This is a genomic window from Streptomyces sp. NPDC001922 (assembly GCF_042891165.1).
Classification (GTDB): Bacteria; Actinomycetota; Actinomycetes; order Streptomycetales; family Streptomycetaceae; genus Streptomyces.
Map to the genome: position 1 here is coordinate 186,106 of NZ_JBIASV010000003.1, position 20,210 is coordinate 206,315.

The window sequence follows — 20,210 nt, forward strand, 5'->3', positions numbered from 1 at the left end:
AACGTCCGGGAACCGGATGGCGAACCCATCCCGTCCGGACCGGTGCCACCACCTCGGCCCGAGGTGCTCCGCGGACTCAGTCGCGCGCGAGTGCGCGGGGCCGGTCCGCGGGTCTTGGCCAACGGAGCGGCACTCCCGGGAGCTCTCCCCAGGACGTAACGCCGTGTAATTGACTGATCGTCACAGGTGAAGATCGTACGGTACGGATCCGGCCGCCGTCAGCCGGGGCGGGGAAGTTGCCGCAGGCGACCGGTAGCGGAGCTTCCGCACCCCCTGGTCAGCGGGACTCTCCCGGCACGGACCACGGAATGACTCCCACCGCTCGAGACCACCGACGGGTTCCGGCCCGGCGCCGGAGGGCACTCCGGGCAGCACGCCGCCGCCCGCCCGCCGGGCGAACCGGCGGACGGGCGGCGGCTGTTCGAGCGCGAATGCGTCCTCGGGTCAGGAGTGGTTGTCGGTCGGGACGGCGACGTCCTCGACCGGCTGCCGCTCCGGGAAGAAGCCGATGAGCCGGGCCCGGCCGTTGAGCAGGTTCACCTGGTAGAAGCCCCGCCGCTCGTGGTTGCCGCCACCGGCTCGCGGCTCCTCGCGCGTGCCCAGGCTGGCGTAACCGGTGTTGGTGCCGCGCTGCGCGTCGGTGTGAATGTCGAATCCGGCGTTGGGGCCGACCTTCACCCCGAGCCGGCCGACGGGGTTGAGCGTTCCCGCGTTGGGCGGGGCCTGAATGGAGAGCCGGTCCAGGTCGGTGTCGATGTCGAAGAGCGTCGTCCCCGAGCCGGGGTTGCGGTCGTTGTTGCTGTACGCGGCACCCGTCACCCCGGTCGCGACCCGGCCCCGGCCGCCGTTCCGGTCACCGGAGGTCATCGACGGGTTCATCGAGGAGTTCGGCGAAGAGTTCATCGCGTTGTCGGGTGAGGAGTTCATCGCGTTGCTGGGCGAGGAATGCGTCGAGTTGTCGGGCGAGGAGTTCGTCGACGGCGTCGAGACATTGGTCAGCCGCTCGTCGACGAAGGTGCGCCCCTTGCCGTGCTCGTCGCCGTCGACGGCCCGGCCGTTGCCGTGGTCGCGGACCTCGAACCGGTGGCGCAGGTTCTGGCCGGTGTCACTGATGATGCGGAGCTGATTGGTGACCGGGTTGAAGTCCACGCCGAAGTACCGGCCCTGGAGGCGAACGGTCAGCTGGGACACCTTCCGGGCGCGGACCTGCGGCTCACCGCCGCCACCGCCCCGCAGGTGCGGCGTGGTCAGGGTGTAGACGCCACCCCGGTTCCCCACTCCGTAGAGCCGCCCGTCCTGCACCCGGTAGTCGATGCCCACGAGGTACTGGTCGTCCCGCAGGCCCTCGATCCTGCCCAGCGGACGCGCGTGCTCCGGCCGGTCGGAGTCGAACGCGGCCAGCGCGCGGCCGCCGACGAGGCCGACGACCGGAACGCCCCGCGACGGGTCCACCGCGGCCGCGCCGTCGTCGGCACCCGCGGTCCCGACGGGACTGAGCAGCGCGGCGCCGGCGGCGACGACCAGCGCGCTGACGATCACTCGATTGCGCATATGGATCTCCATGTTCGGTGCGGCCCACTGCTTGGGCCTGCTCTCGGCCGATACGTTCCGCAGAAACGGACTAAATATCAGATATTCCCACTAGCGAGGCATTCCCCGTGACGCCACCCGGATGGCGGACGCACCGTCTCCGAACGGCAGCCGGGCGCACCGCCGTACGGGTGCGCGGCCCGCGCCCGCCCGGCAGCGGAAGACCGACCGGAGGTCGGCAGGAGGCCGACGGGAGGCCGGGGCGTCGCGGGTGGCGGCGGCCGGAACCTCGGAGTTCACAGGGTCCGGACCGCCGGCTCCCGGCCTACGGTGCAGGGCCGAACAGGCTTCCGACCTCCGGCCCTCCCCGGAGGCCGCACCCCGGACCCCCGCGGAAAGTGGACCTCCGTGCAGCTCACCCCCGACCGACGGCGCACCGGGCACCGGGCGTTCGTCGCCCTGGCGCTCGCCGCACTCCTCGCCGCACCCACCGGCACGACGGCGGCGCCGCAGCCGCCCGCCCCGCGCGCCGCGGCTGCCGCGCCGCTGACGGCAGGCATCGCGGTCTTCGACCGGCGGACCGGCACCTTCACCGAACGGCGCCATGCGGACCGGCGGTTCCGTTCGGCGTCCGTGGTGAAGCTGCTGATCGCGCTCGACTTTCTGTGGACGCGGGGCCCGTCGTACGCCGTACCGCCCGCCGACCGGCGCCGGCTGGACGCCATGCTCCGGAGCAGCGACGACTCGGCCGCCCAGTACTTCTGGAAGCGGGGCGGCGGGGCCGCCGCCGTCACCCGGATGGCGTCCCGGCTCGCCCTGACCCGCACCGCGGGGCCGCCACCCGCGTATCCGGGGTTCTGGGGGTACACGGCCGTCACCGCGGCCGACACCGTGAAGGTGTACCGCTATCTGCTGGACTCGGCGCCGGCGGCCGTCCGGGACTTCGTACTGGGCCGGCTGCGGCGGTCCGCCCGCTGCGCCGCGGACGGCTTCGACCAGCGCTTCGGCATCCCGGGGGCGTTCGAGCGGCCCTGGGCGGTGAAGCAGGGGTGGTCCGGGTTCGGCGCGGCGGGCGGGTGCGGAGGGCACCGGCGGCCCGGCGGCGGAGCTCCGGCCGCCGGGCCGCGGACCGCGGGACCCGGCGGGCTCGACCTGGTCCGCGAGGCGCTCCACACCACCGGAACGGTCGGGGCGGGCGACCGTTCGATCGTCACGGTCCTCACCCTGCACCCGGACGGGACGCCGTACGGAACGGCCACCGCCCGGCTGACCGCGCTGACGCGCTCCCTCCGGGTGCCCGGCGGGGTCCGCACGGCGCACGGACAGCCATGAGAGGAGCGGCGCTTCCGGCGTCGGCCCGGAAGCCGTCGGCACCGCGACGGGTCAGGTCCTGCGGCGGCCGCGCCCAGCCGGCCGGCCCGGCGGGCGCTTTCTCGCCCGCTCCGCCTCGGCCGCCCCCTCCTCGGCGCGGGCCCGGGCCCGTTCCGCCGCGTCCCTGGCCCGCTCGGCCGGGGCTCCCGCCGCGCGCCGCTCCCTCCGTGCCGCGGACAGGTCGCTCCTCGCCTGCCGCAGTTGCTCGGTCAGCTCCTCCACGCGCCGTTGGGCCCGGTGGAAGCGGTCCTCCGCATCGGCCAGGCCGCGCTCCGCGGCGGCCGCCTCGTCGGCACGCGCACGAGCCTCCTGCTGGAGGTGCTCTGCCTCCCGGCGGGCCCGGTCGAGTCGCTCGCGCCGTTCCCGTTCCGCCCGCTCACGCTGCCGGCTGCGTTCCGTCAGATCGGTCACCGGGGCCGGCTCCCCCGCCCCCTTCCTTTCCGCCTCGGCCCCCTTCGTCCCGCGGGGCGCCGCCCGGCCCGGTCCGGCACCTCCTTCGGCGGGGCCGTCGGCACGGCCCCGGGAACCGGTCCGGCCGGGGGCCTCCTCCCCGGGCGGGCGCAGCGCGTGGACGGTGGCCTCGCCCGTCGGACCGAAGCCCGCCACCGGAGCGAAGGCCCTGGCCAGGCGCCCGGCCGCCAGCTCACGGGCCGCGTCGGGGTCGGCCAGCGCCGCCTGGAGGGTGGCCTCCACGTCGCGCAGCGCACTGTCCGGCACCGGGCGGCCGGCCTCGGCGGTGAGCCGGCGGGCCTGCCCGGAGAGGGCGGTGACCAGTCGGTGCTGCTGCTGGGAGAGGTCGCGCAGCTGCCGTCCGTCCAGGTCCCGGTGGGCCCGGCGCAGTTGCTCCCCCAGCCCGAGCACCGCCTCGACCTGCTCCCGCTCGCGCCGGACCAGCAGATTGACCGCCCATGCCGCGAGCGTCGGCCGCCGCAGGGCGCGGATCCTGGCCGCCTGGCCGCGCGGTGCGGCGCGGGCCGCCTCGTCCCGGGCAGCGGTGAAGGACTCGGGCGGCAGCCCGTAGAGCTCGTCGGCAACATCCTCCCAACCCATACCGAGATATTTGCACCTTTTGTCACGATTGCGGGCTCTCGCGGCTGCCGGGGCGCCGACCGCACACCATCGCGCTCCGCAGGACCCGGACCGCATCCGACCCGGCTCCGTGCACGGTCCGCGGGCCGGCGTCATGGTGGAGGCATGACACCCAGGAGCCACGGGACCCGCTCCGACGCTCCGGGGGCCGGAGGCACCCGCCTGCCGAGGGGCGCGACGGCCGACGGACCGCACCCCCGGGAGAGGGCGGGGCCGCGATGCCTCGCATGAACGAGGGCGAGGCCAGGCGGCTGTTCGCCGATGCCCGGGTCGCCCGGCTGGCCGGCGTGCGCCCCGAAGGGCGTCCGCACCTGGTGCCGGTGACCTTCGCCCTGTGGGACGACACAGTGGTCACGGCGGTCGACCACAAGCCGAAACGGACCCATGAGCTGCAACGGCTCGCCAACATCAGGGCACACCCCTCCGTCTGCCTCCTGGCCGACGCGTACGACGACGACTGGGGCGACCTGTGGTGGGTCCGGGCCGACGGCACGGCCCGCATCGAGGACCCGGCGGAGCACCCACCGGGAGCCGCACCACACCTCCACCCGGCACTGGCACCGCTGCGGGCCAAGTACCCCCAGTACGCAAGGACTCCCCCGGACGGCCCGGTGATCCTGGTGGCCGTGGAGCACTGGCACGGATGGCGGAGCCGGTAGGGCCACCGTCCCGACAGGGGTCGTCCCGGCCGCACCCGGAATCCCCCGGGCGGAGCCCGGCGACACGGACGGCACACGCGGCCAGCGGGTCGCGTCCCGCCGACGGTCGGCCGCACCGCGACTGGCCGGAAACACCGCTCGGAATGGCCGGAACGCGCGCACTCAGGGTGGCGACACTCCACCCGCAGAACGATGACAGGCTCCGCGCGCGGTCCGGATAATCGAGTGACCCGTTTCCCGCGCCGGCACGATTCCCGCCTTCCGGACCGCCTCCCGACTTCCCGGAATATCAGAGTCCGCTTCGCGGACATCGGTTGAGCCCGCAACGAATTCCCCCGACAGTCAATTACTGAGCGTGAATCACTAGCCAAAGATGAGTGAAAAGGGGAACCTGTGCGCCTCGCATCGGCTCTCATCTGACGGAGAACGACGGGAGAAGAATGTGAGAATCGATCCGGGAGAGCTGCGAAACCAGTGCCCGCAGTGCGGCGGCCAGATGCAGCAGAGCCCCAGCGGTGGCTGGCTGTGCGGAAACTGCGGAGCACAACGTTGAGCGGCGAGCCCTACTGGACCACGACGTGCCCCGGTTGCGGGGCACAGATAGACGGGCTGCACAACCGCTACGTCTGCGGCATCTGCGGCTGGGTCAGCCCGCCCGAGGAAGAGAACCCCCCACCCCCCGTACCCCGCGTCGAGGACTGACCCCTCTCGCCACGCGCCCCCGGCGAGGGCCGAACCCCTCGCCGGAAGCCGCCTCGCCGAGCGTCGCCCCTCGGCGAGGACGGATACCGGCCCCCGGAGGCCCCTCCCCACCGCGTCGGCCGCGACGACCACGCCCCCCACCACCGGCACCGACCCGCCGCGAGGCGGCGCGCACCGATCGCGTTAGATGGACGCATGTTCGGCTCTGGAACGTATGGTGCGGTGGAAGAATTGATCCGGACCGTGGTCGCCGAGGAGGTGCTCTCCCGCTTCGGCAGGCTGTCGGATGCCGACATCAGCGAGAAGACCGGCCCTGGGGACCTCGTCACGGTCGCGGACCGGAACGTGGAGGAGCGGCTCACCGAGGTGCTGAGCTCGATGGCCCCCGGCTCGCTGGTCATCGGCGAGGAGGCGGTGGCGGCCGACCCCGGCCTGCTGGACTCCCTGCACGACGACGGCCCGGTCTGGATCATCGATCCGATCGACGGGACGGCCAACTTCGTCCGCGGGCTGCCCGAGTTCGCCACCCTGGTGTCCGTCGTGCGCCACGGCGAACTGCTGGCCTCGTGGACCCATCTGCCGGTGCCGGGCCTGACGGCCGTGGCACGGCGCGGCGAGGGGGCACTGCTCGACGGTGCGCCGCTGCGGCTGCGCCCCGCCCCGAGAAGCGGCGTCCTGCAGGTGGCGAGCGCCCGGCCCGCCCACCTGACCGCCGAGCAGCAGCACCGCTTCTACGAACTGGCCCCGGAGCACGGCGTGAAGGCGTGCGCGAGCGGTTCGGCGGGGTGCGACTACCTGGACGTGGCGCGGAGCGAACTGGACGCGGTCGCCTACACCTGGGACAACCCCTGGGACCACGCCGCCGGTGTGCTGCTCGTGCAGGAGGCCGGCGGGACCGCGCTCACGGCGCGCGGGGAGCCGTTCCGCATGAACCAGGGCGTCGTCCCGTTCACCGCCGCACGGGATGCCTCGACGGCGCGACGGGTCGCGGAGCTGCTGGCCGTACCGCTCCCTTCGGCCACTCCGTCCGAGAGCTGACACCGCGTCTCCCGGACGCGGGCCGGGCCTCCCGGCCGGATACCGGCAGGTGGCCGAAAGCGTGCGCGGGATCGTCCCTCGGCCGGATGTTCCCCTTCTCGGCCCGCGTTTGCGCCACGATCAGGGGGCAGCACTTCCTACGGGCTCCACGGAGCGTCTTCTCATCCGATGGACGACGACAGACGACAGGAGGCAGCCGTGAGGATCGATCCGGCGGAGATCCGCAACCAGTGCCCGCAGTGCGGCGCACCGATGCAGCAGAGCCCCAAGGGCGGCTGGCTGTGCACCAATTGCGGCGCCCAGCGCTGACACTCCGGTTCCGGTCCACGCCGGGCTCCGGACGGACCCCGGCGGGCCGGCCGGACGCCCGCCTTCCCGTTGACCGCACACCCGTCCCACCCGACGGACGGCTCTCCGTCAGCCTTTCTCCGTCGGCCCGCGCCAGAAGCGACGTTTTCCGGTCAGAGTTTCGCTGCGGCGGGTGAGCCGGACTTCGGGTCGCATGGCGCATCGGAAATATCGGCGGACGGTGACCTCGCATGCGGAGAAGAAACCGCGCGGCGTCACCGCGCCATCACTCCGCGATACGGCGGGAATGGCCGGCGGCCGCGCCGAACCGGAATGCAGGGGTGAAAGCACCGGCCATGACCACTTCTCCGGGTCGGTCATGGCCGGTGCCCCACGTATCACCCGCCCGAAGAGCGGCGGGATATCCGTACGGGGCGCGATACCGGCATACGGGCGGGCCGGTCAGGGAAACGGAATGGAATATCCGGGGCAAGCGGAATTTCCCTCTCCGGACCGCCGTATGCGCTCGGCCGGTGAAAGCCGGTACGCCCGGAAACCTCCGCCGACTCCTGCCTCGGCCTCACGAGGGAGGCCGGGGCCGGCGTCGGCGCCGGCGGCCGGGCGCGGCCGGCCCGCGACGGGACCATCCGCGGCACCGGCCGACGCGGCCGACCCCGCCCCGGCCGGTCCGGCCGCCAGGCCGTCCGGCCCCCAGCCAGTCCGGCCGAGCGGCGGTACGGCCTACTTGACCCGCCCGTACCAGACGCTGCGGGTCCAGATCCGCTCCTTGCGCACCGTCCTCCCGGGCTTCGGCGAATGCCAGATCCTGCCCTTCCCCGCATAGATGCCGACGTGGTAGACGCTGCCACCCGAGTGGAAGAAGACCAGGTCACCCGCCTTTCGGGAGCGCACCGAGACATGGCGGGTCTTGTTGTACTGGGCAGCCGCCGTGCGTGGCAGCTTCTTGCCCACCCGCTTGAACGAGTACAGCGTGAGGCCGGAGCAGTCGAACCGGTGCGGGCCCACCGCACCGTAGCGGTAGGGGGATCCCTTCTTGGAAGCCGCGATCCTCAGAGCCTTGCCGGCCGGCGTGGCCGCTTCCGCGGTGGGCGCGGCAGCGGGTATCAGCGTCGAACCGGCGAGAGCGGCGGCCGTGAGAACCGAGGTGGTTCCGGCACGGGATATGAGCGCAGGAATGCGTGTACGCGCAGACATGCGGAAGCCCTTCGTCATCCGCCTGCGAAAGATGACCTGTCGGGTTCGGGCCGGCGAAGTTGCCCGGCCACATGATGTGGCTTCACCCCAAGAGCCATCACCTTCATGGCTCGGTCGTGCTTGGGTCTCCCGCTCCTGCCGAAGGTGGGTGTTCGCGGTACATCCGGACGGCGGCAGGACTCGGCGTCCATCCGGATCGCCCCGCCTCGGTCGGCGGGGGCTTGTTGTCGGTTATGGATCCTGCGTCATCAACCACCGTATTTCAGAGCCGAAATGGCCTTCTGTGAACTTCTTCACTCTCATCCGATTGGGCGATCCGGGCGCGCCGGGCGGTGTGAATACCTTCGGTAACGGGCTTTGATCAGCCTGAAGTTGGGCATCTTCAGCGCCACTTCCCGGCACTTCCGGTATCCCCAACTCCGCTTCTTCGCAGTCGAGTTGACGGTGTGACAGATGAACACTGCCGGGAGTGTGCCGCTGACGGGGAACCACCTCCCAGGGGCGCCCCCGGAGGGCGCCGGCCCTCGCGGGACGCCGCGCGGAGCGGAGGGCCGGCCGGAGGTCACGGAACGGCGGACCGGCACGGCCGGCGCCCGCGCCGCGTCGGCCGCACACGATGCGGACGGGGGCCCGGCCGGGCTCCGCGCGGGACGACTCCGCGACTCCCCGGCCGGTCGGCGCCCGCGGAGTCACCCATGACCGCGAGCGGCCGGAGTGAGTCCTTCCGGCTGCCGGCCCGACCCGGCGCACCGCCTCCGTCCGGGCCCGGCACACTGCCCCCATATCGTCTAAATTGGGGCAGGTGGGGTTACGGCGGTCCGTTGTACGCCGGGCCTGCGGGACCGTGTCCGACCGCCGCACGCGCACCGAGACAGCGTGGCCCGGTCCGGCCGGACCACGGGGACGGATACCCATGACCGACGGCCAGCAGGGTCCCGAGGACCACGGCCCGGACCCCCTCGGAGACTTCTTCTCGCACTTCCTCGGCGGCGGCCAGCCCGGGCAGCCGCCGGACGCGCGGCGCATCGACTTCAGCCGCATGATGAGCGGCTCCGCGCGGCAGCTCGTCTCCGCCGCGGCCACCTACGCCGCCCGGCACGGCAGCTCCGACCTCGACACCGAGCACCTGTTGCGGGCCGCGCTCTCCACCGAGCCGACGCGCGGCATGGTCACCCGGGCCGGCGCGGACCCCGACGCGCTCGCCGCGGAGATCGACCGGCAGGCCGGGAACGGACCGCCGCGCACCTCGATCGCCGTCACCCCGGCGGTCAAGCGCGCCCTGCTCGACGCCCATGAGATCGCGCGCTCCACCGGTGCCTCGTACATCGGCCCGGAGCACATGCTCGTGGCGCTGGCCGCGAACCGCGACTCCACGGCCGGCCAGATTCTCAACGCCGCGCACTTCTCGCCGCCGGCCGGATCCCGGGACGGCTCGACGAGCACGTCCGGTACCACCGGGCAGCGGCCCGGACCGGAGGAGCGGAACACCCCGAACCTCGACAAGTACGGCCGGGACCTCACCGAGCTGGCCACCGAAGGCCGGATCGACCCGGTGATCGGGCGCGACGAGGAGATCGAGCAGACCATCGAGGTGCTCGCGCGCCGGGGCAAGAACAACCCCGTCATGATCGGTGAGGCGGGGGTCGGCAAGACCGCCATCGTCGAGGGCCTGGCCCAGCGGATCGCCGACGGCGACGTCCCCGACATCCTCCTCGGCCGCCGGGTCATCCAGCTGGACCTCTCCGGAGTGGTGGCCGGCACCCGTTTCCGCGGGGACTTCGAGGAGCGGCTCACCGGCCTGATCGACGAGATCCGCACCCACTCGGACCAGCTGGTCGTCTTCATCGACGAGCTGCACACCGTCGTCGGCGCGGGCGGCGGTTCCGAGGGCGGGGCCATGGACGCCGGCAACATGCTCAAACCCGCGCTGGCCCGCGGGGAGCTCCACGTCGTGGGTGCGAGCACGCTGGAGGAGTACCGCCGCTACGTCGAGCGGGACGCCGCGCTCGCCCGGCGGTTCCAGCCCGTCCTCGTCCCCGAGCCCAGCACCGCCGACGCCGTGGAGATCCTGCGCGGACTGCGCGACCGCTACGAGGCGCACCACCAGGTCCGGTACACCGACGAGGCGCTGTTCGCGGCCGTCGAGTTCTCCGACCGCTACCTGACCGACCGGTACCTGCCCGACAAGGCGATCGATCTGATGGACCAGGCCGGGGCCCGGGTCCGGCTGCGGTCCGCCACCCGGGGCACCGACGTACGCGCCATGGAGCGCGAAGCCGAGCAGCTCGCCCGGGACAAGGACCAGGCGGTCGCCGCCGAACAGTACGAGCGGGCCACCGAACTGCGCGACCGCATCGCCGATCTGGACGGCCGCATCGGCAGCGGCAGCCACCAGCGTGGCCAGGTGGACGAGGTCACGATGGAGGACATCGCCGGCGTCGTGTCCCGGCAGACCGGCATCCCCGTCAGCAGCCTCACCGAGGAGGAGCGGGACCGGCTGCTCAGCCTGGAGGAGCATCTGCACCACCGGGTCGTCGGGCAGAACGAGGCCGTGGCGGCGGTGGCCGACGCGGTGCTGCGGTCCCGGGCGGGGCTGGCCGACCCGGACCGCCCGATCGGGAGCTTCCTCTTCCTCGGCCCCACGGGCGTCGGCAAGACCGAGCTCGCCCGGGCACTGGCCGAGGCGCTCTTCGCGAGCGAGGACCGGATGATCCGGCTGGACATGAGCGAGTACCAGGAGCGGCACACCGTCAGCCGGCTGGTCGGCGCGCCCCCCGGATACGTCGGGCACGAGGAGGCCGGGCAGTTCACCGAGGCGGTGCGGCGGAACCCGTACTCACTGCTGCTGCTGGACGAGGTCGAGAAGGCGCACCCGGATGTCTTCAACATCCTGCTGCAGGTGCTCGACGACGGGCGGCTCACCGACTCCCAGGGCCGCACGATCGACTTCAAGAACACCGTCATCGTCATGACCAGCAATCTGGGCTCGGAAGCGATCAGCGGCCGGGGCGGCGCGCCGGGGTTCGGCGCGGGGGACGCGGACGCCGAGGAGGAGGCCCGGCGCGAGCGGGCGCTGCGCCCGCTGCGGGAGCACTTCCGGCCGGAGTTCCTCAACCGCATCGACGAGATCGTGATCTTCCGCCGGCTCGCCGACGAACAGCTCCGGGAGATCACCAACCTGCTGCTGGACGAGACCCGGCGCCGGCTGCGCGCCCAGGACGTGGCGGTGGACATCTCCGCGAAGGCCGTCGACTGGCTCGCCCACCAGGGGTACCAGCCGGAGTACGGTGCCCGGCCGCTGCGCCGGACCATCCAGCGCGAGGTGGACAACCGGCTCTCCCGGATGCTGCTCGACGGCAACCTGCGGCCGCACACCAGCCTCCGGATCGACGTGGAGGACGGCCGGCTGACCTTCCACCGGGGCGAGGACACCCCGGCGCACCGGGTGCTGAGCCCTGCCGGCGGGCCCGACGGCAGGGCATGACGCACCGGTTCCGGGCGCGGTGCCCGGACCGCTCCGCCGGGGTACCGGAGGTGGCGCTCCACCGGCGATCGGGGAGGTCGGAGCCGAGATGCCCGGAACGCCCGGTTGTGTGACTGTGGAATCAAGGACCGCCGATCGGGTGAATCCCGCCGACGGCCAGGCTGATCCTGTAAAGGAGCCACCATGACCGGCCATGTTCACGGTGCCCGGGCGGGCGGTGCTGCCCGGAGCTCCGACACCAGTGGTTTCGTGTCCGGATGGGTCACCTTCGCCGGGGTGATGATGGTCTTCGGCGGGCTGATGACCCTCTTCGCGGGCATTGCCGCCATCGCGAACGACGAGGTCTTCGTCAACACGCGGAACTACGTCTTCGAGTACGACCTGACCGGATGGGGCTGGATCCATCTGATCCTGGGCGTCGTCATTGTCCTGGCGGGGTTCGCTCTGTTCACCGGGGCGCTGTGGGCCCGTGCGGTCGGTGTCCTGCTGGCCGGCCTGGGTGCCGTGGCGAATTTCCTGTGGCTGCCCTACGCCCCGGTCTGGGCCGTGGCGCTGATAGCGATCGACGTCTTCGTCATCTGGGCACTGTGCACCAGTCCCCGTCACTCCGAAACCTAGGGAGTGTTTCGAAAGTCCCGCCTGGCCGGAGGTGTCCGGCACGCACGCTCGCCGCGTTGTCGGTCGTCGGCGCAGCCCGCTGCGCTCTCTCCCCCTGGGCCTGGCGGCCCGGGAGGTACCCCCACCCTCCGCCTTGCGATCGCACGCACCGGACACCTCCGGCCCCGCCCTTCGGGCGGACGACGCTACTTTCGAAACACGCCCCAGGGCCTCCCGTCCGGATCAGGCCGGTCCATCGGACGTGATCCGCGCGGCAGACCCTCCGAGCGCCTCTGGCGTCGAGGCCCCGCCGGTTCCGACCGGCGGGGCCTCGTCATGCGCGGGGCCGTCCGGCCCCCGGTCTCAGTTCAGCTCCTCCTTCGCCTGCCGCTCCAGCTCGTCGTGGAAGGCGTCATGGGCTTCCCGGCGGTCCGACCAGGCGGCGGACAGGTGCACCACCCGCTTCGCCTCGCCCAGGGAGCACGACTGCAGCCGGGTCACGGCCTTGATGCAGTCGATCATCCCGAAGCCCTCGGCCCGCAGGTCTCGGAGGACGGACTCCATCGGCTTGCCGTCCTCCATCAGCCCCGCTTCCCTCCGCACGGAGGTGTCGAGGTCACCTGACGCGCTCATCGGCGGTCTCCTTCACTGTGCATAACGGGCGAGATCGAGGGTGAAGTCCACTTCGTGCCCGACGTTGCCACTGACGCGTTTCGCGGTGATGCGGAGCTTCTTGAACCCCTGCCGCGCGGCGGACGGGGCGATGTTCTGACGCAGTTCCCTCATGAGGATGCCCACGTTGAGATCTCCGCGCTCCATCCCGTCACCGTAGACCGAGAGATTGGACAGGTGGAGGTTGTCCCCGTCGACGGCGACATCCGCCAGCATGCCCACGTCGCCCTTGTCGGTCTTCAGCGTGTGCTCGAGCTCCTTGCCGGCCCGGAAATCACTGATGTCGCAGTAGCTGCCGGCGTTGTGCACCAGGACGGGAGCCGTCCCGGCCACCGTGTAGTACGTGTGGATGCCGTTGACGGAGAGGTTGAAGACCCGCTGGACGGCGGTCCACGCCCGGGTCGCCGTCACCTTCACCCAGGTACCGGCCGAGGTGCGGAGCATGGCGCCCGGTTCCACGGCGCCCGCCTCGACCCAGGCCTGCCGGTCCGCGATCCAGAACGGGTGGCCCTCGGTGGCGGTGACGGTACCGGTGGCGTCGCCCCGGTCACCGTCCGTGTCCACGGTGAGCCGGACCAGGTTCTTCTCCCCGAAGCCGGTGATGACCCGGTCCACGGGGCGCGCCTCGGTGCGGCCGGCGACGGGATCCGTCGCCAGGACGCGGTCCCCGGCCCGGATGTCCCGGATCGGCCGGGACGACCCGTCGCCCATCAGGACCGGGGTCTCCGGGGTGAAGCTGTTGGGCTTCCGGCACGGCGGCGGCAGCTTGCCGCCCTTGGAGAAGAGCTTCTTGAAGAAGCCGGCGCCCTTCTTGCCCCACTTGCCGAACTTGATGCCGGAGGCGCCGTAGCCGGCGACGGGGACCATGCTCGCGCAGGAGAGACCCGCGTTGAGGGCGTCGCCCTCGGCGCCGTACCAGAGGCAGTTGCCGCCGTCGGCGATCTCTCCGGCTCCCGGGATGAGGCCGACGACGTCCAGCGCGAAGTGGCCGCCCTCGGAGAGCATGTCCCAGACGCTGGTGTCGTCCTCCTCCTCGCCGGCGGACTCCACGAGGGCTTCCGCGAGCTTCCGGAGCTCTTCCTGCTCCTTCCGGTCCTGCTCCTTCCGCTTGGCCTCGTCCTCGGCGCGCTTCTTCACGACGTAGGCGGCGAAGGCGTCCTTGGCCGCCTTGTCGGCCGCCTTGGCGTCCTTGCCCGCGGCGGTGGCCGAGGCACGGGCGGCATTGGCCGAGGTCCAGGCGTCCTCGGCGGAGCCGCGGGCCGAGACGGCCGATGCCTTGGCCCAGGCCGCTGAGGCGGTGGCCTCGCGGGCGGCCTGGTGCGCGTCCGCCTCGGCCCTGCGGGCGGCCTTCGCCGACTCCTTGGCCTCGGCGGCGGATGCCTCCGCCTCCTTGGCCGACGCGCGGGCGTCGTCCGCGTACTTCTTGGCCAGCGTGGCCGAATCACGGGCCTGCTTGGCGTACTTCTCGGCGTCCGCGGCGGCCCGCCGGGCCAGAGCGGCGACCCGTGCTCCCTCGGCGGCGTGCTTCTGCGCCTGGGCCGCGACACCGGCGGCGCCGGCGATCATTGACTGCACATCGGCGACGTGGGTGGCCGTCAGCAGGTCCTTGCGCTTGGCCTTGAACTGGCCGGACTCGATGAAGGCGTGCAGCAGCTGCGGCGGCCCCTCCAGGGCGATCCGCGCCGCGGCCTTGACCTCCGCGCCGCCGCTGTTGACCAGCTGGACGGCCTGGACCCGCTCGTCGGCCTCCCGGGCGGCGTACTGGCCGGTGGTGATGAACGCGCGGAGCGCGTCCGTCGAGCCGTCCTTCAGGGCCGCCTGGGCGGCCTCCTTCACGCCGCGCTGACTTCCGTCGGAGATCTGGACGACCCGCACGCGGTAGTCGTTGGCGGCCGCCTTGTGCTGGCCCTCCCGGAGGAAGGCGCCGATCGCTCCGGCGTCGCCGGCGAGTGCCTTCCCGGCCGCCGACCGGACCGACGCGGACTCCGCCTCGTCCGCCAGGCGCTCGACCCGGGCCCGCTCGTCCTGCTCCACCGCGGCCTGCCGGCCGGAGCGGACGTACTCACGGATGTCCTCGTCCGAACCGGCCAGCGCGACCTCCGCGGCGGCCTTGCTCCACGGCCCGCGGTTCTTCATCGCGATGACCGCCATCCGGCGGCCCTTCTCCGCGACCTGCCGGACGTCCGCGTCCGGCTTCGCGGCCTCGGCGGCCAGCCGCTCGGCCTCCTCGTCGAGGTTCCTGGCCTCCTTGGCGACGCGCGCCGCCTCGGCGTTGCGCTCGTCGTCGGTCTCCTTGAGGTCCTTGGCCCGCTCGATGGCGGCGTCGGTCCGGGCGCTCAGTTCGGCCGCCTCGGTCTTCCGCGCCAGCTCCTGGATGGTGCGGGCCTTGGCCACCGCCTTGGTGGCGACATCGGCGGCCTTCTTGGCCGCTTCGGCGTGCGCGGTGGACTCCTTGGCGGCGGTGGCCGCGTCCCCCGCGTGGTCGGCCGCCTCGTCCGCGAACTTCGCCGCGTTCTCCGCGTGCTCGGCGGCGTCCTTCGCCGCGTCCCGCGCCTCGTAGGCCGCGGCTGCCGACTCACGCGCCAGCTCCTCCGCGGAGTTCGCCGCACGGGTGGCCGCGCGCGCCTGACGGCGGGCCGCGGCAGCGGCGGCGTCGGCCGTCGCCGAGTGCGCGCCCGCGGCGTCGGCGAAGCCACTGGCCTCGCTCGCCGCGGACGCCGCCGCGTCGGCGTTCGCACCGGCGCTCGCGGCCGACCGGGCCGCGTCACCGGCGGCCGTCGCCGCGACACCCGCCTGCTGTGCGGCCTCCGCCGCCAGCTTGGCGCCCTTGGCCGCGTTGCGCGCCTCCTCGGCGGCCTTCCGCGCCGTGGCCGCCTGGCCCGCGTCGGTGGCCGCCGCAGCGGCGGCACCCCGCGCCCGCGAAGCCGCCTCGGCCGCACCGGCCGCGGCGGCCGCCGCCTGGGCCGCGGCGTTGGCCGCCACGCGCGCCGACTGGTTGGCCGCCCGGGCCGCGCTGATGGCCTCCTGCGCCGCCGACGCCGCACCGCGCGCCGCGTCGGCGGCCCGCCCCGCGGCGCTCGCCGCCCGGTGGGAGTCCTTGCGGGCCTCTTCCGTCTCCTTCGCGGCCTTCTGCGCCGCCTCCTTGGCCAGCTTCGACGCCTCGACCGCGCGTGCCGATGCCTCCTTGGCGGCTTCGGTCTGCCGCTTCGCCTCCGCGCCCGCGGCCTTCGCCTGCGACGCCAGCTGGGCGATGCTCGCCCGCTCCTGGTCGCGGGCGCGGGCCACGTGCTGGCCCACCTCGAGGAACTCGCGCACGTCCTCGATGGAGCCGTTCATCGCGACCTTGGCGGCCTCCTTGGTGGCGGGTCCACCGGTGGCCATGATCTGCGTGAGCTCGACCCGGTCGTCGGCCGCCCGGGCGGCCTCCTGACCGGAGTTCAGGAACGTGCGGACGTCCTCGATGGAGCCGTTGAGCGCGGCCTTGCCGGCTTCCTTGGTCCCCCGGCCGCCCTCGTTGATGATCTGGGTGACCTGCACCCGCTGGTCCTGTTCGAGCGGCGCCTGCCAGCCGCTGTCGAGGAACGCGCGGAGCTGTTCGGGCGTTCCGCCCAGTGCTTCCTTGGCCGCGTCGCGGACCCCCCGGCCGCCGACCGTGAAGATCTGCGTGGTCGTGACCCGGTCGTCGTGGAGTTCGGCGACGGTCTTCTCGGTGTCCAGGAAGCGCCGTACATCGGCGTCGCTCCCCATGAGCGCGACTTCCGCCGCGGCCTTGACCCCCGGTCCGCCCTCGCGCCAGGCCTCGACCACACGGCCGCGGTCGGTCGCCGGAATCGGGCTGGTGACGCTGTCGTCACCGGGCCCTTCGTCCGCGATCGCCGGGCTCGAGCCCAGAATCCCCGCGGTCAATGACAGAGAAAGGGCTCCGAGGCACAGCGTGCGTATGCCACGGACCCATCTCCCCCCTGTTCTGTTCAAGTAGATGCTACCTCTCCATTTTCAAACCCGGCTCATTCGCGGCGGGTTGCCGAGAATTCGGCCGACTGAGCATAACCGCGTCCGATGTGACGAAAGGGTTACGAAGAGGAGTGATGAATTCCGGCCCGGAGCGCCACTCATCGGCTTCCGTTCCACCAACTACATTGTTGTTACGCACTCGTTATCGCCGCTCTCCTCGGCGAACACCGGTGTAAAAGGGTGCTAAATTTCGGCAGGCCCGGAGGAACGGGCCATCTCTTGCGGCGGTTTCACTCACCGCACGCCACCCCGGAAGGAACCTCTGGTGAAACTTCGCATGCCCGGAATACTGCTCGCCGGCCTCGCCGCCGCTGCCGTGGCCGTGGTCGGCGTCTCCGCTCCGACCTCCGCCTCGGCCGCCCAGAATGGCGCGAAACCCGCTGCTCAAGCGGGTTCTGATGACGTGAATCCGCCGTCCGCGGTCGAGGACTTCACGTACCCGCTGGCCGATCGGATCCTGAAGGACAAGGGAATCGTCCTGCGCAAGGGGGACGGCCACATCCTGCTGACCGAGTGCAGCGAGCCCAACCAGATCCAGGTCTGGACGCGCCAGAACGCGGAAGGAAAGTTCTGCTTCCGCGTCATCGGCAGGACGGGCAACCTCACACTGGAGGTCAATGAGGTGTTCGCGGTGCAGACGGAGGACCGTGCGGTCCGGGCCAGTCTGACCTCCGACGGAAAGTCGACGACCGTCGACATCCCCAAGGACGAACTCAAGCCCGTCGGTGAAGGCACCACCGGAAAGCCCACCGTCCTGGTCGAACTCAAGGTAACCGGCTGACCGGTGCGCTCCGGAGGCACTTCACGGCGCATCCGCACACCCCAGCTCTTTTCGTCACGATGAACAAAGGAAAGATGAACGTGTCTGGCAGACATCCGCGCACGGCGTGGATAACAGGTCTTCTCACAGCGGTCGCGGCCGGTGTGCTGCCCGCCGCCCCGGCGCACGCCGTCGTGGGCGAGGACGCGAAGGACGGGACGTACTCGTTCACCGCGAAGCTCGACATCGGCGGCAAGCGCAGCTGTTCGGGTGCGCTCGTCGACGACCAGTGGGTCCTCACCGCGGCCTCGTGCTTCGCCGACGACCCCGCGCAGGGGTTCACGATCGCTGCCGGTGCGCCGAAGCTGAAGACGACCGTGACCGTCGGCCGGACGAACCTCACCGCGTCGACCGGAGCCGTGGTGGAGGGCGTCGAGCTCGTCCCGCGCACCGACCGCGACGCCGTGATGGTCAGGCTCGCCAAGCCGGTCACCGGTGTCGCTCCGGTCGCGCTCGCGAGCACCGCCCTCGCACAGGGCGAGGAGCTGCGGGTCGCCGGCTACGGGCGCACCCGCGACGCGTGGGTCCCCGACCGCCTGCACACCGGCACGTTCACCGTCGACTCGACCACGGGCACCACGCTCGGTCTGTCCCCGAAGAGTCCGGCCGAGGCGGCGGTCTGCAAGGGCGACACCGGTGGCCCGGCGCTGCGCATCAAGGACGGCCGGGTCGAGCTCGCGGGCGTCAACAGCCTGTCCTGGCAGGGCGGGTGCCTGGGCACCGACGCGGCCGAGACCCGCCGGGGCGCGGTCGACGCCCGGGTGGACGACCTCTCCGACTGGATGCAGCAGTTCACCGCGCGCGACCTGCTGCCCAAGGCGAAGTGGGCCAACGCCGACCTGCTGGCCACCGGATACTTCACCGGCGGATCCGCGGGCGGCAAGCGGCACATGGACCTGATCGTCCGCTGGTCGGACGGCTCGGTCACGCTGTACCAGGGCGCCGACCACGACAACCCCAAGTACCCCTTCTCGGCCGAGTACAAGCTCGCCGCGGCCGGCAGCGTCTGGAAGCACGCGCGGACCATGTCCGGCGGCAGCTTCACCGGCAGCGGCACCGACGGGCTGGTGGTCCGCTGGGTCGACGGGGAGCTCACGGAGTACACCCACGTCGACGCCAAGGGCTTCCACGGCGAGAAGACGCTGCGTCCGGCGAAGAGCAAGGCCTGGGAGAGCGCCAAGCTCGTCGCGGTCGGCCGCTACACCGCGAACGCGCTGCGGGACGACCTGATCGTGGTCTGGGACAGCGGAAAGGTGTCGCTCTACTCCGACATCGACACCAACGGTGTCGGCAAGGAGACCGAGCTGACCAAGGCGAACAGCACCTGGACGCACGCCGAGCAGATCAGCGCCGGCAGCTTCACCGGGAAGGGGACCAACGACCTGCTCGTCCGCTGGTCCGACGGCGAGGGCACCATCTACCCGGGTGTCGACGCGGCGGGCTTCCACGGTGAGATCAAGATCCGGGAGCCCAAGTCCGCCTGGACCAAGGCCGATGTGGTCACGGCGGGTGCCTTCGGCGCCAACACCGTGCCCAACGACATCATCGTGCGCTGGGAGTCGGGCGCCCTCAGCCTCTACCCGGGCGTCGACAAGGCCGGCACGCACGCCGAGGTGAAGCTCGTCCCCTGACCCCGCGGCATCCCCACCAACCCCCGGCGCCACGCTGGGGGTTGGTGTCGTTCCGGGCCCCCGGACGGTGGCGTCACCGGGTCACGGACCCTCCCGTCGGGGCCGGTTCCGGTACGCCGTCGGGGTGCGCAGAAAAATTTTTTCGCATCGGACCAATCCGCTTCCGGGAGCGGTCCGAATACCCCGTCAAGAGCCGCTCATTCGTTCCGGACGAACCGATCGCCGAACGGTGCACCGGCCCTTCAGACCGAGACAGACCGGTTCCCGCCACCTCGGGGGAACCCCCGGAAGGGGATGCACGCCCGTGACAGTCCAGCGCACCACCCGCCTCGCCGCGCTCGTCGCTCTGCCCGCCGCCCTGACGCTCGCGGTGGCCGCCCCGTCGCTGGCCGCAGGCAGCGGGAAGGCCTACCAGATCGATCTGGAGCAGTTGAACGACTCGGGGGCCAGCGGCACTGTGATGCTCAGCGCCCAGGGGACGAACAAGCTGAACGTGAAGATCGAGGCCGAGGGGCTCACGCCCGGCCAGCCGCACGCCCAGCACCTCCACGGCTCCACCGAGGGCATCGACTTCCACTGCCCCGACGCGAGCGACGACACCGACGGCGACGGCATCCTCAACAACACCGAAGCCACCAAGGACTACGGCGACATCAACATCTCGCTCACCACCTCGGGCGACACGACACCGGACAGCGGCCTCGCCGTCGACCGGATGCCCGCCGCCGACGCGCAGGGCAAGCTCTCCTACGAGCGCACGCTCGCCGTCTCCCCGGACGTGATCGAGCACCTCAAGGACCTGCACGTCGTCCAGCACGGCATCGACCCCAACGGCAACAAGAAGTACGACTTCGGCAAGGGCAAGAGCGAGCTCGACCCCAAGCTGCCCCAGGAGGCCACCGCGCCCACGAACTGCGGCATGGTCATGGGAGCGGCCGTCGGTTCGGTCCCGGTGGGCGGTGTCGAGACCGGATCCGGCTCCACCGACGGCATGGAGGCCCCGGGGATGTTCGCCGCGGGCGGTCTGACGCTCGTCGCGGCCGCGGGCGCGCTCACCGTCGCCCGGCAGCGGGCCCGCCGATCCGCCCAGAACGGCTGAG

The 20,210-nt window shown here is 72.2% G+C and carries 14 protein-coding genes and 1 riboswitch; of the genes, 8 read left to right on the plus strand and 6 right to left on the minus strand.

Annotated features, from left to right (window positions below; genetic code table 11):
• Positions 1-444 precede the first annotated feature (444 nt).
• The gene (locus tag ACFYYR_RS06295; RefSeq protein ID WP_388847519.1) at positions 445-1,551 is read right to left on the minus strand and encodes a DUF4394 domain-containing protein; all 1,107 of its coding nucleotides are present in this window, start codon (positions 1,549-1,551) and stop codon (positions 445-447) included.
• A gap of 387 nt (positions 1,552-1,938) precedes the next feature.
• Between ACFYYR_RS06295 and ACFYYR_RS06300 the strand changes: the two genes are divergently transcribed.
• Positions 1,939-2,862: a hypothetical protein gene (locus ACFYYR_RS06300; RefSeq protein ID WP_388847521.1), complete on the plus strand. Its 924-nt coding sequence runs from the start codon at positions 1,939-1,941 to the stop codon at positions 2,860-2,862.
• A gap of 51 nt (positions 2,863-2,913) precedes the next feature.
• Here ACFYYR_RS06300 and ACFYYR_RS06305 read toward each other — a convergent pair whose 3' ends face one another.
• Positions 2,914-3,951 carry a hypothetical protein gene (locus tag ACFYYR_RS06305; RefSeq protein ID WP_388847523.1) on the minus strand — a complete coding sequence of 346 codons (1,038 nt, stop codon included), beginning with the start codon at positions 3,949-3,951 and terminating at the stop codon, positions 2,914-2,916.
• 257 nt (positions 3,952-4,208) lie between these two features.
• Here ACFYYR_RS06305 and ACFYYR_RS06310 point away from each other — a divergent pair, with 257 nt between their 5' ends.
• Positions 4,209-4,649, plus strand: coding sequence for a TIGR03668 family PPOX class F420-dependent oxidoreductase (locus tag ACFYYR_RS06310; RefSeq protein WP_388847525.1), 441 nt, complete (start codon positions 4,209-4,211; stop codon positions 4,647-4,649).
• Between the two features lie 924 nt (positions 4,650-5,573).
• On the plus strand, positions 5,574-6,389 hold the full coding sequence (locus tag ACFYYR_RS06315; protein WP_388847527.1) for an inositol monophosphatase family protein: 816 nt from the start codon (positions 5,574-5,576) through the stop codon (positions 6,387-6,389).
• 417 nt (positions 6,390-6,806) lie between these two features.
• Here the strand turns inward: ACFYYR_RS06315 and ACFYYR_RS06320 are convergent, their stop codons facing one another.
• Positions 6,807-7,058 (minus strand): hypothetical protein, encoded by a 252-nt coding sequence (locus tag ACFYYR_RS06320; protein WP_388847529.1) that lies wholly within the window; start codon positions 7,056-7,058, stop codon positions 6,807-6,809.
• Between the two features lie 360 nt (positions 7,059-7,418).
• Complete coding sequence (locus ACFYYR_RS06325) at positions 7,419-7,892, minus strand: C40 family peptidase (RefSeq protein WP_388847531.1); 474 nt, start codon at positions 7,890-7,892, stop codon at positions 7,419-7,421.
• Positions 7,893-7,896: 4 nt separating this feature from the next.
• Positions 7,897-8,053: riboswitch (cyclic di-AMP (ydaO/yuaA leader) on the minus strand.
• A 752-nt stretch (positions 8,054-8,805) separates the two neighbouring features.
• Here ACFYYR_RS06325 and ACFYYR_RS06330 point away from each other — a divergent pair.
• Positions 8,806-11,376, plus strand: coding sequence for an ATP-dependent Clp protease ATP-binding subunit (locus tag ACFYYR_RS06330; protein ID WP_388847533.1), 2,571 nt, complete (start codon positions 8,806-8,808; stop codon positions 11,374-11,376).
• 183 nt (positions 11,377-11,559) lie between these two features.
• The gene (locus ACFYYR_RS06335) at positions 11,560-11,994 is read left to right on the plus strand and encodes a hypothetical protein (RefSeq protein WP_388847535.1); all 435 of its coding nucleotides are present in this window, start codon (positions 11,560-11,562) and stop codon (positions 11,992-11,994) included.
• Between the two features lie 342 nt (positions 11,995-12,336).
• On the opposite strand, the gene ACFYYR_RS06340 is transcribed toward ACFYYR_RS06335, so the two are convergent.
• A complete protein-coding gene (locus ACFYYR_RS06340) occupies positions 12,337-12,606 on the minus strand; it encodes a hypothetical protein (protein ID WP_388847537.1) in 270 nt (89 codons plus the stop codon).
• A 12-nt stretch (positions 12,607-12,618) separates the two neighbouring features.
• The gene (locus tag ACFYYR_RS06345) at positions 12,619-16,551 is read right to left on the minus strand and encodes a polymorphic toxin-type HINT domain-containing protein (RefSeq protein WP_388847539.1); all 3,933 of its coding nucleotides are present in this window, start codon (positions 16,549-16,551) and stop codon (positions 12,619-12,621) included.
• 373 nt (positions 16,552-16,924) lie between these two features.
• Here ACFYYR_RS06345 and ACFYYR_RS06350 point away from each other — a divergent pair, with 373 nt between their 5' ends.
• The 3 genes from ACFYYR_RS06350 (at position 16,925) to ACFYYR_RS06360 (ending at position 20,209) form a co-directional block, all read left to right on the plus strand.
• Positions 16,925-17,440: a hypothetical protein gene (locus tag ACFYYR_RS06350; protein WP_388847541.1), complete on the plus strand. Its 516-nt coding sequence runs from the start codon at positions 16,925-16,927 to the stop codon at positions 17,438-17,440.
• A gap of 80 nt (positions 17,441-17,520) precedes the next feature.
• The gene (locus ACFYYR_RS06355; RefSeq protein ID WP_388847543.1) at positions 17,521-19,110 is read left to right on the plus strand and encodes a S1 family peptidase; all 1,590 of its coding nucleotides are present in this window, start codon (positions 17,521-17,523) and stop codon (positions 19,108-19,110) included.
• Positions 19,111-19,414: 304 nt separating this feature from the next.
• On the plus strand, positions 19,415-20,209 hold the full coding sequence (locus ACFYYR_RS06360; RefSeq protein WP_388847545.1) for a hypothetical protein: 795 nt from the start codon (positions 19,415-19,417) through the stop codon (positions 20,207-20,209).
• Position 20,210 lies beyond the last annotated feature (1 nt).

Coding starts and splice junctions, on each gene's coding strand:
- ACFYYR_RS06330 (WP_388847533.1), top strand. CDS start 8,806: ATGACCGACGGCCAGCAGGGTCCCGAGGACCACGGCCCGGACCCCCTC.
- ACFYYR_RS06335 (WP_388847535.1), top strand. CDS start 11,560: ATGACCGGCCATGTTCACGGTGCCCGGGCGGGCGGTGCTGCCCGGAGC.
- ACFYYR_RS06325 (WP_388847531.1), bottom strand. CDS start 7,892: ATGTCTGCGCGTACACGCATTCCTGCGCTCATATCCCGTGCCGGAACC.
- ACFYYR_RS06305 (WP_388847523.1), bottom strand. CDS start 3,951: ATGGGTTGGGAGGATGTTGCCGACGAGCTCTACGGGCTGCCGCCCGAG.
- ACFYYR_RS06320 (WP_388847529.1), bottom strand. CDS start 7,058: ATGACCGACCCGGAGAAGTGGTCATGGCCGGTGCTTTCACCCCTGCAT.
- ACFYYR_RS06340 (WP_388847537.1), bottom strand. CDS start 12,606: ATGAGCGCGTCAGGTGACCTCGACACCTCCGTGCGGAGGGAAGCGGGG.
- ACFYYR_RS06295 (WP_388847519.1), bottom strand. CDS start 1,551: ATGCGCAATCGAGTGATCGTCAGCGCGCTGGTCGTCGCCGCCGGCGCC.
- ACFYYR_RS06310 (WP_388847525.1), top strand. CDS start 4,209: ATGCCTCGCATGAACGAGGGCGAGGCCAGGCGGCTGTTCGCCGATGCC.